The 14,084-nt window shown below is 49.7% G+C and carries 12 protein-coding genes, 1 tRNA gene and 1 pseudogene; 6 read left to right on the top strand and 8 right to left on the bottom strand.

Translation table 11 applies throughout. From position 1 onward, the window contains the following. Positions 1–49: 49 nt before the first annotated feature. The 3 genes and pseudogenes from motA (at position 50) to HF685_RS16475 (ending at position 2,171) form a co-directional block, all read left to right on the top strand. Positions 50–913 carry a flagellar motor stator protein MotA gene (motA, locus tag HF685_RS00640; RefSeq protein ID WP_168817687.1) on the top strand — a complete coding sequence of 288 codons (864 nt, stop codon included), beginning with the start codon at positions 50–52 and terminating at the stop codon, positions 911–913. A gap of 3 nt (positions 914–916) precedes the next feature. Then, positions 917–1,762, top strand: a pseudogene (locus tag HF685_RS00635) (flagellar motor protein MotB); the annotation flags it as partial. 280 nt (positions 1,763–2,042) lie between these two features. Beyond that, the gene (locus tag HF685_RS16475) at positions 2,043–2,171 is read left to right on the top strand and encodes a hypothetical protein (RefSeq protein ID WP_281352808.1); all 129 of its coding nucleotides are present in this window, start codon (positions 2,043–2,045) and stop codon (positions 2,169–2,171) included. A 124-nt stretch (positions 2,172–2,295) separates the two neighbouring features. Here HF685_RS16475 and HF685_RS00630 read toward each other — a convergent pair whose 3' ends face one another. Further along, entirely contained in the window at positions 2,296–3,405 is a 1,110-nt protein-coding gene (locus tag HF685_RS00630; protein WP_168817683.1) for a GGDEF domain-containing protein, read from the bottom strand. 1 nt (position 3,406) lies between these two features. Further along, a complete protein-coding gene (gene sthA, locus HF685_RS00625; protein WP_168817681.1) occupies positions 3,407–4,828 on the bottom strand; it encodes a Si-specific NAD(P)(+) transhydrogenase in 1,422 nt (473 codons plus the stop codon). Positions 4,829–5,253: 425 nt separating this feature from the next. Between sthA and HF685_RS00620 the strand changes: the two genes are divergently transcribed. After that, a complete protein-coding gene (locus tag HF685_RS00620) occupies positions 5,254–6,072 on the top strand; it encodes an IS5 family transposase (protein WP_168821075.1) in 819 nt (272 codons plus the stop codon). 263 nt (positions 6,073–6,335) lie between these two features. Here the strand turns inward: HF685_RS00620 and HF685_RS00615 are convergent, their stop codons facing one another. Together HF685_RS00615 and HF685_RS00610 are read right to left on the bottom strand one after the other, a co-directional pair. Further along, positions 6,336–7,013: a transposase gene (locus HF685_RS00615; protein ID WP_168817679.1), complete on the bottom strand. Its 678-nt coding sequence runs from the start codon at positions 7,011–7,013 to the stop codon at positions 6,336–6,338. After that, positions 6,925–7,709 (bottom strand): IS5 family transposase gene (locus tag HF685_RS00610; RefSeq protein ID WP_425500194.1). Its coding sequence is split into 2 segments (ribosomal slippage): positions 6,925–7,422 and positions 7,425–7,709, totalling 783 coding nucleotides; the frame shifts between segments, so codons are not numbered across the junction. The genes HF685_RS00615 and HF685_RS00610 overlap by 89 nt, the downstream gene beginning before the upstream one ends. A 738-nt stretch (positions 7,710–8,447) precedes the next feature. Here HF685_RS00610 and HF685_RS16190 point away from each other — a divergent pair. Continuing rightward, positions 8,448–9,586 (top strand): transposase gene (locus HF685_RS16190; protein WP_246218677.1). Its coding sequence is split into 2 segments (ribosomal slippage): positions 8,448–8,700 and positions 8,700–9,586, totalling 1,140 coding nucleotides; the frame shifts between segments, so codons are not numbered across the junction. Positions 9,587–10,520: 934 nt separating this feature from the next. Here HF685_RS16190 and HF685_RS00600 read toward each other — a convergent pair. The 3 genes from HF685_RS00600 to HF685_RS00590 form a co-directional block, all read right to left on the bottom strand. Next, the gene (locus HF685_RS00600) at positions 10,521–10,886 is read right to left on the bottom strand and encodes a hypothetical protein (protein ID WP_211051273.1); all 366 of its coding nucleotides are present in this window, start codon (positions 10,884–10,886) and stop codon (positions 10,521–10,523) included. A gap of 437 nt (positions 10,887–11,323) precedes the next feature. Further along, positions 11,324–12,469, bottom strand: coding sequence for a tyrosine-type recombinase/integrase (locus HF685_RS00595; protein WP_168817677.1), 1,146 nt, complete (start codon positions 12,467–12,469; stop codon positions 11,324–11,326). A gap of 154 nt (positions 12,470–12,623) precedes the next feature. Further along, positions 12,624–12,713 (bottom strand) — tRNA-Ser (locus HF685_RS00590). A gap of 120 nt (positions 12,714–12,833) precedes the next feature. On the opposite strand from HF685_RS00590, the gene hspQ reads away from it, so the two are divergent. Then, positions 12,834–13,214, top strand: coding sequence for a heat shock protein HspQ (gene hspQ / locus HF685_RS00585; RefSeq protein WP_168817675.1), 381 nt, complete (start codon positions 12,834–12,836; stop codon positions 13,212–13,214). 9 nt (positions 13,215–13,223) lie between these two features. On the opposite strand, the gene HF685_RS00580 is transcribed toward hspQ, so the two are convergent. Further along, the gene (locus tag HF685_RS00580; protein ID WP_168817673.1) at positions 13,224–14,081 is read right to left on the bottom strand and encodes an ABC transporter permease; all 858 of its coding nucleotides are present in this window, start codon (positions 14,079–14,081) and stop codon (positions 13,224–13,226) included. Positions 14,082–14,084 lie beyond the last annotated feature (3 nt).

Below are 14,084 nucleotides of genomic sequence, written 5' to 3'. Positions count from 1 at the left end.
GAAAGGGAGCACGCCTTGCAATTCGAGTACGATGATGGAGAATTGATAAATGTTCGCTGCAATTGGTATAGTTGTTTTGCTCGTCATGGTTTTTGGCGTATTCACGTTGTCAGGTGGGGATATGGGCGTTGTTTTGCATGCTCTACCAATTGAAATGGGCATCATCGGCGGCTCCGCTGTCGGTGCATTGATCATCGGCAACTCAGGTGCGCAGTTAAAGGCGCTGATGGGCGGTTTCGGCAAAGTGTTCAAAGGTCCGACCTACGTCAAGCAGGACTTTATGGATTGTATTCTTCTAACTTCCAAACTGACCAAAATCCTCAAGGGCGAAGGGCCGGTGGCTTTGGAACCACATATCGAAGACCCTCAGTCTTCACCGATATTCAGCGAATTTCCAAAGTTGCTGAAAGATGAGACTCTTGTCCATCTAATAGCGGACAGCCTGCGCCTGGTCGTGGTTTCCTCCGGAACGCTTGACCCATATGCAGTCGAAGACGTTATGGATCAAAGTATCAAATCCCATCACCACGAAGCGATCGGGCCCGCCGACAATCTTCAGAACCTCGCCGACGCCTTGCCAGCTCTTGGTATTGTTGCAGCCGTTCTCGGCGTTGTCAAAACGATGGGAGCGATCGACCAGCCACCGGCTGTTCTCGGCGCGATGATCGGCTCCGCACTGGTCGGAACGTTTTTGGGCGTATTGCTCGCATACGGTTTTGTTGGGCCAATGGCCCTTCGTGCACGTACTGTGATCGAAAGCGATGGCACTATCTATCAGGTGGCTAAACAGATCATCATCGCAAGCCTACATGGCCATCCGCAACCATTAATCATCGAAGCAGCACGCACCAGTTTGCAACATGCTAACCAGCCCAGCTTTGCCGATGTTTTCGATGCAATAAGGGCACGTTGATCGATGGCAAAGAAAGCTGATGCGGGTTCAAATCAACCGCCAATCATTGTCAAAAAAATTATCATGGAGCAACATGCCGGCCATCATGGTGGTGCCTGGAAAGTGGCTTATGCCGATTTCGTGACCGCAATGATGGCATTCTTTCTTTTGATGTGGTTACTGGGAGCCACTGACGAGAAACAGCGCAAGGGATTAGCGGACTATTTCGCCCCTACGCTGGTCGAGTTTCGCCAAAAAAGCGCCGGTTCCGACGGTATGTTTGGCGGAGATTCTCTAACTGCCAAGGACAATTATCCGCACGGAGCGAAGCAGACTGGTACGCAATCGATAACCATTCCTCGCGATGCAACAGGCACTCAAGATGACCAGGGCAAAAGCAGCAGTAGCGCCCGAAAAATGGATGCCAAAGAATTTGAAAAGCAGCTTCGGGAACAGCTGAAGAAAGATCCGGAAAAACTGGCTCTGCTCAAAAATATTCGGTTAACAGATACCGTTGAAGGCCTGCGTATTGATCTGATCGATGAAGCCAATTTCAGCATGTTCGCGCTGGCCACCGACAGTCTGAACCCCAAAGCCAAAATATTGATCGGCGAGGTGACCAAAATCATTGATACAGTTGACAACCTGCTCGTCATCAGGGGACATACGGACAGCTTGCCCTACGCAAGCGGGAAAAATATGAACAATTGGCTCCTTTCGTCAGCCAGAGCCGAGGCCACCCGGAAGGAAATGGTGCTTCAGGGTATTATGAATACCCGTATGGCGCGCATTGAAGGAGTGGCCGATACCGAGCCCTATAATCCGAAAGACCGGATGGATGACCGGAATAGGCGCATTTCCATCACCATGAAACGTAACTGACCGGTGTCAAAGCCTTGTCAACCGTCCAACGTCATCCCCATTTTGGATATAAAACCGTCTTATCTCGCCAAATCGGATCGGATATGATTTGATTTAAGCGGCTCGGATTCGGATAACGCTAAGCAAGAAAGGTTGAAAACTTTCTACTGAGGCTGTTCAGCCCCCGCAGGCCACAGCCTTGGTGAATGCAGTGCACCTGGTATGCGCTCTTCAGGATTGGGTAGGACGATTACTATCGTCCTACCCAATTGCATATGGAGAGCCGACGATGCAGCGTATATTGCTTTACATCACGGGATTTCTGCTTCATTCGGTGTTGGATGATTTATTCTCGGCCAATGCGCCTTGGGCGGGGACGGCATGTGACGAACCGGCGCAACAACACCAGCATCATTAGGGATCATGCCTGCCAGCGCGCTTGAGATATCGCCAAGGCATAGGAGAGTGCAACGATTTTGTTGGATGTCGGCACGATGCTACAGCGATGTCGATATGTTCAAGTATATTTTGCGATATGGATGTTAGCGATCAGAAGCCCGGCGGTTCTCGAAACCATTAGAATATTTCGACACCATATTTCGGCCTTCCGATTTCGCATTGTAAAGCGCACCGTCAGCCTTTCTCAGAAGCGTCTGCTTGGTATCAGACGGCAAACATTGGGCTATGCCTGCCGAGAAAGTCACTCTGCCAATAGGTTCTCCAGATCCAATGTCCACGAGAGATTTTTTCGACAGCTCAAGGCGACAAGCCTCGATTCTTTCAAACGCACAGTCCATTTCAGCATCTTCAAATAATACGGCAAATTCTTCTCCGCCGTAGCGAGAAATATTACAACGATTATTTGACAGTAGAAACAATTGATCTGCAATCATTCGAAGGACACGATCGCCGCAGTCGTGACCGAAAGTGTCATTAATGCGTTTAAAGTGATCGACATCGACAAAGGCCAAAACAATCGGCCGTTGCTCGTCTTGCATTCTTTGAAAGACGATATCGAAATCCCGATCGAATTTTCGACGATTGGGTAGCCGCGTCAACTTGTCATGATCAGCTTCGCTTCTTGCAACTTCCAGATCTTTCTGCAGCTCTGCGAGCTTTTCGTTAGTATGTGTAATCTGTATCTGGTTTTCACGGGTAGATTCCACCATTAATCGAGATAGATTCAACATCTTTTGAATTGCGTTTTCGAGGCTATCTTTCCCGCCTCGAATATTTTTGGCCTGCTCGATCAACTGGTTCTCGTGCCGGACAGCGTTCTTGGTGCCGGTACTCAACAACTGTGTCGTATTGCGAATTTGCTCAACAGCTTCCAGAAAAATCCTCTCAATCTGTGCGCCGATATCGACGTTGAAATGTTTTTCGTGCAGGTCGATGACCGATTCATTATTGATTGCAGAAGCCGATATGGCCTTATCCAATTCCGCCTTCAATTCATTGTTGTCACCACAAAGATACTCCCAAGTTATCTCAAGGTTTTTCGCGTTGAGCGACAGATTATGGAGCGCCAGAAAATTTCTTATCTCAGCCAACGGGGAATATTCGCCTTCCTGGTCGGTACAGACCGGACATGCGACTTCACCACGCTTTTCGCGCAGGTAGGATTCCAGAATGTTCTTTATATCGATCTTCACTTCATGCCCTCAGTCTGGGCTTTGGCAGCCGGTTATAGGCATCCAAGGCAGCTACTTTGTAAGCTTCGGCAAGCGTTGGAAAATTGAAAACATTGTCAGACAGATAATCAATTCCACCGTTTAAATTGATTACTGCTTGTCCGATATGGATCAATTCTGTCGCACCCTCGCCTACGATATGGACACCCAGCAGCTTCCGATCGCTGAGGTCAAAAATACATTTGAGCATGCCTTTGCAATTTCCAAGAATATGACCGCGGGACGTTTCCTGGAAACGCGCAACGCCGATTTCTACCTGGTAACCCTTAAGCCGTGCGTCTTCTTCGGACAGGCCAATACTGGCGATTTCGGGAATCGAATAAATGCCCAATGGAAAACTATTCCCCGAATGATTGATTGGCACGCCAAAGGCATGGCATGCAGCCTGACGCCCCTGTTCCATCGAAGTGGAGGCCAAAGCCGGGAATCCGATAATATCGCCAGCTGCATAAATGTTCGGTTGGCTTGTTTGCAGGGTTTCCCTGTCGACAACCAGCCGTCCGCGACTATCGCATTCAATTCCTACTTTCTCCAGACCGAGATTGTCCACCGCGCCTACGCGACCTGCTGTGAACAAAAGCATTTCAGACCGAAGTTGTCGGCCGTCATCCAATAGGATGTTTGGGCAGTTGTGATTATCCAGAGTTATTTTGTTGATTTTTCGGCCCAATCGAAGACTGATCCCTCGTTCCGTAAGTTGATGAACAAAATTTGCCACGATATCGCGATCGATGAATTCCAAAATCCGTTCGCGTGCTTCAACGACCGTTACCGGGATTTCCAATGCTGAAAAAATTGTCGCATATTCTATACCTATGACGCCTCCGCCAACTACCGTTATGCTTTTGGGCATCGGCAGATTTGCGGCGACACTATCGCTGTCGATCACAGTAGTGCCGTTGAACGGGATATTTTTGGGTCGAAACGGCTTGGTACCGACTGCGATCAGAAACTTGTCAGCAGTGACCGAAAAACTTGTCTTTTTGCCTTGGGAGTTTTGCTGAATTGCTAGCTTGTGGATACCCGAAAACTTAGCTCTTCCCTTCAGTATTCGCACATTGTTTCGTGCGAGCTGGCTATCGATGACCTCGACTTCATCTCCCAATGTTGTCGAAAGGCGGGAATTGATGGAATCTTGCATCATCTTGACGCCGTCGCGATGCTGTCGGGACTTGAAATGTTGATCTCGCCAGCCCGTGACGGATAGCACCGATTCACGGATCGTTTTTGATGGCAAGGTGCCGGTGTGAACAGAAACACCGCCGATCATCTTCTGATCGTCAATAATCGCAACAGATTTTCCAAGCTTCGATGCCTGGATCGCCGCTCTCCGTCCAGCCGGACCTCCGCCAATTATAACAAAATCATAGTCAAAGTCAGTCATATTTTTTCCCTTTCGCTCTATGATTAACGACTGAAAGGAAAGAATCTTAATGTCGGGTCCGCCTTTTGTTACAACGCATAGATCGCATCTGTTGGCGAGCGACATCTAAGATTAGGCGGAATGCCTCCATTAGACAAAAAGACAAGTTGCCCCAATTTGAAACACTGGGTCACGATCGGTCCGTTTGAACCCGACGGCAGTAAATTTTGTTGAATATGGAGACGATTACGCTTAATTGCGCAATCGAGATTCATTGTCAGACAGCTTATGAAGTTTGTGATTTGGATACCGTGAGCGGCGAATGCGTTTTCAACTTTGCTAAGTGTCTGACCGAAAACTAAGTTGAGTGGTATCAGCGGTTTAGCTTGACGCATTCCCAGGTCATTGATTCAACGCAAGTGACAAAACTTCGCAAAGGACCGATGATGTGGACTGATACCACCCGCATGCAACATGCCCGCAAAGAGCAGCGTTTGCCAAGTGATTTAACCGATGGGGAATGGGCTTTGCTTGAACCGTTTCTGCCCCGCCCTTGTCATGTTGGCCGCCCGCGCAAATGGCCGATGCGGCGGATCGTTGAGGCAATGCTGTATATGCTGCGCGGCGGCCTGCCTTGGCGGATGATGCCACCGGGCTTTCCCCCAGCAACCACGGTGCAGCACTATTTTTACCTCTGGCGCGACGATGGCACATGGGCGCGGATCAACCATTACCTGATCCAGGATGCGCGAATAGCGCAAGGCAGTGAAGCCTCGCCCAGCGCTGGTGTCATCGATAGCCAGTCGGTCAAAACGACAGAAAGCGGCGGGATACGCGGCTATGACGCGGGCAAGAAGACCAAAGGCAGAAAGCGCCATATCATTACCGATACCAATGGCTTTCTGGTTCATGCCGTCATCCACAGCGCCGACATACAAGACCGCGATGGCGCGCCGCTTGTGCTCGCCAACATCCGTTCCACCTTCCCGTGGCTGCGTCATGTCTTCGCCGATGGCGGCTATGCAGGCGACAAGCTCAGAAAGGCACTGACAAAAATCGGCGACTGGACCATCGAGATTATCAAACGGTCAGATCGCGCAAAAGGCTTCATCGTTCTCCCCCGCCGATGGGTCGTCGAACGCACTTTCGCATGGTTGAACCGCAACCGCCGTCTCGCCAAGGACTTCGAGCAATCTATCGCTTCGGCAACGGCATGGATCTTCATGGCCTCCGTCCAACTCCTCACGAGACGTATCGCAAGATAATGATATTAAATAGAATAATTATCGGTCAGACTCTAAGGGATTCTAGGTCGAAGTTTATGGATTATAACGACATCGACGTGCCTTGTATAACTACGGACTTGAAAAATACATTAGCTGTCTTAGACGAACACAAACTCTTAATCACTGCGCTCAAGGTCGATGAAGCTATAGCTTTAGAGCAGATTGACTTCAAAAACTAGGCCGGCCAGAAAATGATACCTAGCAACTGTATCTCTCATGCGGGTTGATCTGTCCACGATTGGTCATCGACACAGCGCGTTAGCGATAGTGACAAGCTTTCTGGCGACGGCAGTTTCGATGACCTTGTGGGGTTTTCCTGCTTTACGCAGCCGATCTGCAAAGGCTTTCAGGACTGGGTTGTGGTAGCTGGCGACGAGGGCGGCCTGGAACATAACATGGCATAGCGATCGGCGCCCGCCACCGATGGCCCGTTTACCGCGCAGGGTGCCGCTGTCGTGCGCGATTGGCGCAAGCCCGGTCAGAGCGGCTGCCTTTTCACCGCTAATTTGCTCCAGTTCTGGCATCTCAGCGATTAGCATGGTGCTTGCGACCGGGCCGATCCCGGGGATCAAGCGCAGGATTTGGACGGTTCGAGCTAACGTGTCATCGGCTGCGATGAGATGTTCGATACGGCTTTCCAGTTCGGCAATCTGGCTATCTAGAAGCGAGTGAAGCGCTTCGTCCAGTTCTTCCAATGGTGCATGCATGCCTTGCTTCTGCTGTGCTTTGACCTGTGCCGCCAGTCGCTTTCGTGTTTCAACCAACTGGGCTCGCTTACTGGTTAATGCCCTTAGAATGCGTAGTTTTTGAGCAGGTAAAGTGCGACCGGCATCAGGCCTGAAAGCCATGAAGCGGGAGATCAGTTCGGCATCGATCCTGTCGGTTTTGGCCCGACTGCCGCAGCTGTGCGCATCGATCATAACCGGTATGGATGCGCCGCCGGTCTTTGTGCCTTCCGAACATTATCTCGATTTTGTAGCGCTGACGGTAGAGCGCGGTATCGTGCGGGATATGGACTTTGCGGTTTGATTTTGAAGGAATGCAGGCTTCAATTTTACGTTCGGCAAGTGCATCGCGGAACCAATCGGCATCATATCCCTTGTGGCCCAAAAGGGCCTTGGCCTTCGGGAAAGCATCGATCATCAGGGCCGCACCGCCGAAATCGCTCATCTGACCCTCGCTCAGTAACATGATCATCGGTCGTCCCTTGCCATCGCACACGGCATGGAGTTTGGAGTTCAGGCCGCCTTTGGTGCGACCTATACGTCTGGGAGCGCAGCGGAGCAGGCAATGATCCGGGGGATCATTGTCCCGCAAGCCCCTTTTTTTAAAAGGCTAGCCGCTGTTCGGTGGGCCTTCAGATGCGTCGCATCGATCATCAACTGATCAGGCTTGCCACCCTTGGCTGCGAGCCCTGCAAATATCCTGTTGAACACGCCCATCCGGCTCCAGCGGATGAACCGATTGTAGATCGTCTTATGCGGGCGATAATCTTGTGGCGCATCACGCCAGCGTAAACCATTGCGGATAAAGAAAATAATGCCGCTGATGATACGACGGTCATCGACCCTCGGCACACCATGAGACAACGGAAAATACGGCTCAATCTTGCGCATCTGCGCCTCAGATAACCAAATCACTCATCGCAATGCCTCCTTCGCATCGCCATTGAATCAATCTTTACACCATCATGCAAGCATTTTAATAGGTCCTGAGCCTAATAGACGATACAAAATACCGGATTGTGCTACTGCTTGCTTTTCTTGGATTTACTGCATCTCAAATATAATGAGTACGCATTCGTTTGGATTGCTTTCGTCGCAATTTCTGTAACTAATCTGAGGTATATGATAGATTGGTGACTTCTCGTTAGAATTTTGGTTATATCTTTCTCCTGAACGGAATCCATTGCGGATCTCAGCCGTTGCTGTGGCTCTTACATGAGGAAATCTATTGTCTATCAATTTGGAGGCCAGCAAACCAGGGTCTTCAGCTTTGGCGTCAGTGGAGAAAATACTGAAAAGACACAAAGCCCCAACAACATAACAGCTTGGCAAATTTTCAAAACAATCGGGCATCGGTCAGCATGATCCTTTTCGTCAGTCAGACAAATCAGGAATGGTAACGGTCGAAAATTCAGAAAATTAACTGAACGCCAAAAATTTGAAAAGAACCGCATCCTGAATAACTTTGCCGTTCCCTAAGGAAATTGAATCCGTTTAGAGTTAAAAATTATCTCAATGACTATTTGCCCATATTCTTATATCTCTTGCCATTGTTGGAATATCCAGTGATGTGACCCCTTAAAACTCCTCCAGAATTGATTAGAGTCCGGCCTATGGAAGCACGGACGAATGAACCGGATACGATTTACAGAAGAGCAGGTTGTCGGGGTTTTACGTGAGGCAGAGGCGGGCACGAAGACGGCTGATTTGGCGCGCAAGCATGGTGTGTCGGAAGCGACGCTTTGCAACTGGAAGTCCAAGTATGGCGGGTTGGAAGTGTCAGAGGCAAAACGGCTTCGCGGCCTGGAATTGGAGAACGCGCAGCTCAAGAAGTTGCTGGCCGATACGATGCTAGATAATGCAGGTCTGAAGGACCTGCTGTCAAAAAAGTGGTAACGCCTGCTGCAAGGCGAGAAGTGGTGCTACATTTTCAGGCCCTGGATGATGTTAGCCAGCGGCGGGCGTGCAGGATCATTGAAGCTGATCGCACGAGCATGCGCTATCAGTCGCGTCGTGATGATGATGCAGATCTTCGCGACAAGCTACGGGCCTTGGCACAGGAGCGGCACCGGTTCGGCTATCGCCGGTTGCACATCCTACTGTGCCGTGACGGCATGATCATCTACCGCAAGAAGACACAACGACTCGATCGCGAGGAGGGGTTGACGGTGCGCCGACGTAAAGGTCGTAAACGTGCGGTTGGTACGACCATCTTGGATGATTGCTCACGCTACACTGTCAGACAAAAGCTGTGCACCACCATGCGAGCCGAGGATGTCCCCGATACGTTCGAACTGGCATTGGAGGCATCAGGCTATGGCCATGTGCATGTGCTGCACAAGCGCCGGCTGCTATCGAACAATGGCTCCAGCTATGTCGCAAGCGAACTCGCCGACAAGAATATGAAGCATGTACGCAGTGCACTATTCCATCCGCAAACACGGAGCAAGATCAAGCGTTGGCACCAGATCCTCAAGAACCGCATCCCGCTGGAGCATTATTATCGGCTCGGCCGTCTGGAAACGCAGGTTGAGGCATTCGTCGAGTATTATAATCACCAACGGCACCGCGAGAGCCTGAAAAGCGTCACACCTGCCCATGTATACTTCGGCAGTACAGAATCTATCATCAAACAAAGAGCAGGGTTCAAGCGAAAAAAAATCGAACAAAGGCGCTTGCATCACCGCAAGATCGCCGCATACTATCAACCAACAAATGGCATCAAATACTCGCCTGTTTTACAACGCGATATGTCTGCAATTATCTGACGACGGACATTGTAACCCAACCAAAAATTGATCGTATTCCGTATAGTATAATCGGAAAAGTTGGATGATTCCATTAATGTTAAGGGTGATAGGCCGTAAACTCATTTAGGCATTTTAACCTGCCTATTTTTGTTAAGCTTGGCGCCAAACTCCCACGATGCGGTGCTAGGTTGATTCTGATATGGAATGGGGGCAGTTTCATTTACTGGTCCTTACTGTGCTGCTCCCATTTCTATGTTAAAAAAAGGCAATTATATAAGAGGCTTGCAAGTGACAAGCTCTACGCTCGATAAATTGACCGGATTAAAGCTTCGTACTGAAAGACTGTGCAGCTACTCAATAGCGCGCCCTTTCCGTTCCCACATCTCCAACCAAGCGCCTTCCGATTCTGATGAAGTAAAGTGGAAAGTCAAAATTGTTTACACAATCCTATTGACCCCAAAGACTTCCGAGACATCATATATTATAAGTTCAATCTCCCATAAACGCATAATTTTCTTGAGTTTGTCCTTCAACTATTTCCATTGACGAAATGATCAGAAAAGAGTTTCGGATCACGTTGCGTCTGAATTTGAACGATGAAGCGGGAAGAATTTCGACGGTGTGCTGGCAAAGTACTCCGGAATTTGGAGGCAGTGTAAGCGCATGCTGTTTGCCGGGAATCATGACGTAAATCAGATTCTGGTAGGAGAAATGCTGACCAAACTTGGTTATGAGTATGATCTAGTTGTTGACGGCGCAGAAGCAGTTACAATGATTAAAGATGCTGAGCTAAGGGACAATCAGTACGACCTTGTCGTGATGGATACTCGTGTGTGGGCCCGCCGACCACAATGGAGAACATAATTGAACCAAGTTCGAATACCTGTTTCGTTTATCTCGTCTACAAACTGCCTGCAACCAAAGTAAACAGCGCGGTCCTATCTGACGGCCATCACCCATCCTCCGCGATCTTGAGTTGCCTTTGAAAAGCGGCCTGTGCTTCAGCCTGTAACTCATCCTCATTTCGGCTCCCATTAAGAACCGCATGACGGGCATAAACATAAGCCGCACAGTTAACAAACAGCACCCTTTCAGCAAGTCTTTCGAGAACAGCAATCCGCGCAGATAATGTTCCAGTTTCGAAAGCAATATTGCGGATATTTTCGTTTACACCTGTGTCATTTACGGTAGCGGTAAAACCCTGATCTATAATCTGCGACAGCATCCGGTAACGAGGGATATCTTGCTGTTCGGCAGGTCTGTTCAACGTCTGAAATTGAGAAGATTTGATCCGGACGGTCATTTTGACGACACTCATGATTGCCACCGACAGAGCGCGCTATCCGCACGCTCGAAAAACCCCTGATAGCTGTCATTTTTTGTTGGCAGTATTTCAGAGAGTGCGGATAGCGCGCTCCGAAACCCGCAGAAAAGCTGTATGCACCCGTGCGTGGGGTGTGTATCAATTTTGCTGCTCCGATACGAAGTATCGCGGGCATATTTTCTATCCAGAAAATATTGTCCAAACATCGTGACGAGACTTTGAAACTTGGGAAACGTTCGAGTGCTTCTGCACAGATGATTCGGGGGCATGATAAATTCCTTTTCGATATCGACACTGTCGCGGATTTTCGGTCAACCGGTGCTGATAAAAACAACGAGTATCAGTTGCTATCTCACCGACTTTTTCTGTCCTCTCGACGAAATACAACTTAGCGATTCGGGTAGCGTGTAGGAAAGAACAAAAGTAGAACTTTATTTGGAACAGAATTGTTCCCAATCACGCATCAGATCACGTCGCTTTTCGAGATAGTTAGTACGGCGATATGCTGCCTCGACCTTGTTAGCGACAGCGTGTGCCAGAGCAGCTTCGGCAACCTCACCTGTATAGCTGGTCTGTTCTGCTACCCAGTCGCGGAATGATGAACGGAAACCGTGAACCGTATATGGCAATTCGGCAACGCGCAGCACTTTTAACAGCGTCATATCCGACAGGGGCCGTTTCACATTCTTGCCCGGAAAAACTAAATTGCTGACCGGCGCATAATAAATCCGGGCGCGCTCAAGAACAACAACGGCGGCGTCCGTCACTGGAATGGAATGGGCCTTTCCTGCCTTCATCCGTTCTGCCGGGATCGTCCAAAGGCGACTACGAATATCTATCTCATCCCATTTCGCGCCGCGCACTTCACCGGAACGTGTTGCTGTAAGGATCAAAAACTCCAGCGCCAAACGGCTGACGTTCTCTTTAGAACGCAAAGATGCGAGAAACAGTGGCAGCTGCTCATAGGGCATCGCCGCGAAGTGACCGTCCTGCTTTGGTTGCTTCGGGAGGCCTCGACCTACTGAACGCAGCGGGGCTTCTGATGACCGGAAACCATTTGCGTATGACCAATCCAGCACTAGCCCGATCCGCTCCTTAACCCGTCGTGCGGTTTCCGGTTTCTCTAGCCAGATGGGCGAGAGAACGTCGCGCATGGTCGGTCCCTCCATATCGTTGACCAACCGGTTTCCGATTTTCGGAAAGACATATTTTTCCAGCGTCCGTATCCATTGTTTTTGATGTTTTCCGTTCTTCCAACCTTTGCGGTGTTCTTCGTGGACTCTGATCGCTGCTTCCTTGAATGTTGGGACAATCAACTTGGCTTTCTGGCGCTCTGCAACAGGGTCGAGACCGTTGTGAATATCTTTGCGGATCAAAAAAGCCGCCTCGCGCGCTTTTGCCAAAGAAACGACACCAAGCGATCCCAGGCCGATATCCCGTCGTCGCCCATTCACTTGCACTCTTAGGTTCCAGCGCCCCTTCATTGGACCTGTCAAAATCAGAGTCAGACCATCACTGTCGCTGTAGCGTCCCGGCTCTTTTAGGTTGCGTATTTTTGTTGCTGTTAACTGTTTCATTTTAGACCATCCCGTGTTTACCCCACACTTTACCCCACACTTATTGTGGGATTTAGTGGGACATTATATGAACATCTGGAAATCACGCAAGTCTAAAAAACAAGCAATTACATTATCTTATGGAACAATACGGGACTTTCTGGGATGGTATAGATGGCGGAGAGACAGGGATTCGAACCCTGGGTAGATTTGCATCCACAACGGTTTTCGAGACCGCCCCATTCGACCACTCTGGCACCTCTCCGCACTTGAGAGCTTGGGCCGCCGAGGCCTGCCTATCGAACGTGCGGCGCGCTTAACGCAACTATCTCTCTTTGCCAAGGGATAAGCTTGCATCTGCGGGATATGCGCTTAAATTAGCGCTATGAGTCTCAATAAACGCCCCACTTCCGGCAATGCTTTGCCCGCAGGCACACCGCCGGTCCTCGCCGCCAATTTCGCCATAGGTGATGTCGTGCGTCACAGGATATTCGATTTTCGCGGGATCATTTATGATATCGATCCGGTCTTTGCCAATAGTGATGAATGGTATGAATCCATCCCGAAGGATTTGCAGCCAGCCAAAAACCAGCCCTTCTATCATCTATTCGCTGAAAATTCAGACAGCAGCTATGTTGCCTATGTTAGCCAGCAAAACCTGCTCGAAGATGACAGCGGCGAACCTGTGGCCCACCCTGAAGTACCGAAAATGTTCAAAATTGATGATGGCGGGAAATATCAACTGCATCAGATACACCGGCACTAGATGCGGCGTTTACGATTTTATCTTCCAGCCCTTCTTAAGCAGTATGTAGCAGATGATTGCCAGCACGATATTAACGGCCAGCAGTACGATAGAACCCTGCAATATAGGGGAATCAGCCTCACCCAAAAATCCATAGCGAAATCCTGATATGGCGTAGAAAAACGGATTCGCGTGGCTGAATGCCTGAAATAGCGGCGACAGTTTGTCGATCGAGTAAAATGTGCCGGAAAGCAACGCTAGCGGCGCAACCACAAAATTGGTAACGGCAGCCGCGTGATCGAATTTTTCAGCCCAGATTGATGTGAGTACCCCGAGCAATGCAAGCATTGCTGAGCCCATGAGGCCAAACCAGATTACCGCCCAAGGGTGCACAATCCAGACGCTTACGCCCGGCCACAAAGCCATGGCCAACCAGACGGCAAAGCCCACAAGCACTGCACGCGTTATTGAGGCACAGACCAGTCCGGCGAGCAATTCTCCAACTGACAGAGGCGGCATCAGATAATCAACAATCGTGCCCTGTATTTTTCCAACCAGCAGCGAGAAGCTGCTATTGGCAAATGCATTCTGGATCATCCCCATGCAGATGAGGCCGGGCGCGATGAAATCCGCAAATGGCACACCCAAGACGGTGCGCCCGCCCCTTCCTAGGGCTACGGTGAAAATAACCAGAAATAACAGTGTGGTGATTGATGGCGCCCAAACCGTTTGCAGCTGTACCTTAAAGAACCGCCGCACTTCCTTCCAATAGAGCGCCAGAAAACCGCCCCAGTTTATGCCGCGAATAACCGGAACGCCCGGCTCGAAAAATGGCGGAATGGTAAATTCACCAGAAGAATCTTCACTATTTTTAGGCTGGTCTAACATAGG

The sequence above is a fragment of the Parasphingorhabdus halotolerans genome (assembly GCF_012516475.1).
Lineage (GTDB): Bacteria > Pseudomonadota > Alphaproteobacteria > Sphingomonadales > Sphingomonadaceae > Parasphingorhabdus > Parasphingorhabdus halotolerans.
Note: the sequence above shows the minus strand (reverse complement) of the source record. Positions and strands in the feature narration are given on the sequence as shown.

Coding starts and splice junctions, on each gene's coding strand:
- HF685_RS16475 (WP_281352808.1), top strand. CDS start 2,043: ATGCAGCGTATATTGCTTTACATCACGGGATTTCTGCTTCATTCGGTG.
- HF685_RS00595 (WP_168817677.1), bottom strand. CDS start 12,469: ATGAAACAGTTAACAGCAACAAAAATACGCAACCTAAAAGAGCCGGGA.
- HF685_RS00620 (WP_168821075.1), top strand. CDS start 5,254: ATGTGGACTGATACCACCCGCATGCAACATGCCCGCAAAGAGCAGCGT.
- sthA (WP_168817681.1), bottom strand. CDS start 4,828: ATGACTGACTTTGACTATGATTTTGTTATAATTGGCGGAGGTCCGGCT.
- hspQ (WP_168817675.1), top strand. CDS start 12,834: ATGAGTCTCAATAAACGCCCCACTTCCGGCAATGCTTTGCCCGCAGGC.
- HF685_RS00615 (WP_168817679.1), bottom strand. CDS start 7,013: ATGATCGATGCGCACAGCTGCGGCAGTCGGGCCAAAACCGACAGGATC.
- HF685_RS00580 (WP_168817673.1), bottom strand. CDS start 14,081: ATGTTAGACCAGCCTAAAAATAGTGAAGATTCTTCTGGTGAATTTACC.
- HF685_RS00600 (WP_211051273.1), bottom strand. CDS start 10,886: ATGAGTGTCGTCAAAATGACCGTCCGGATCAAATCTTCTCAATTTCAG.
- motA (WP_168817687.1), top strand. CDS start 50: ATGTTCGCTGCAATTGGTATAGTTGTTTTGCTCGTCATGGTTTTTGGC.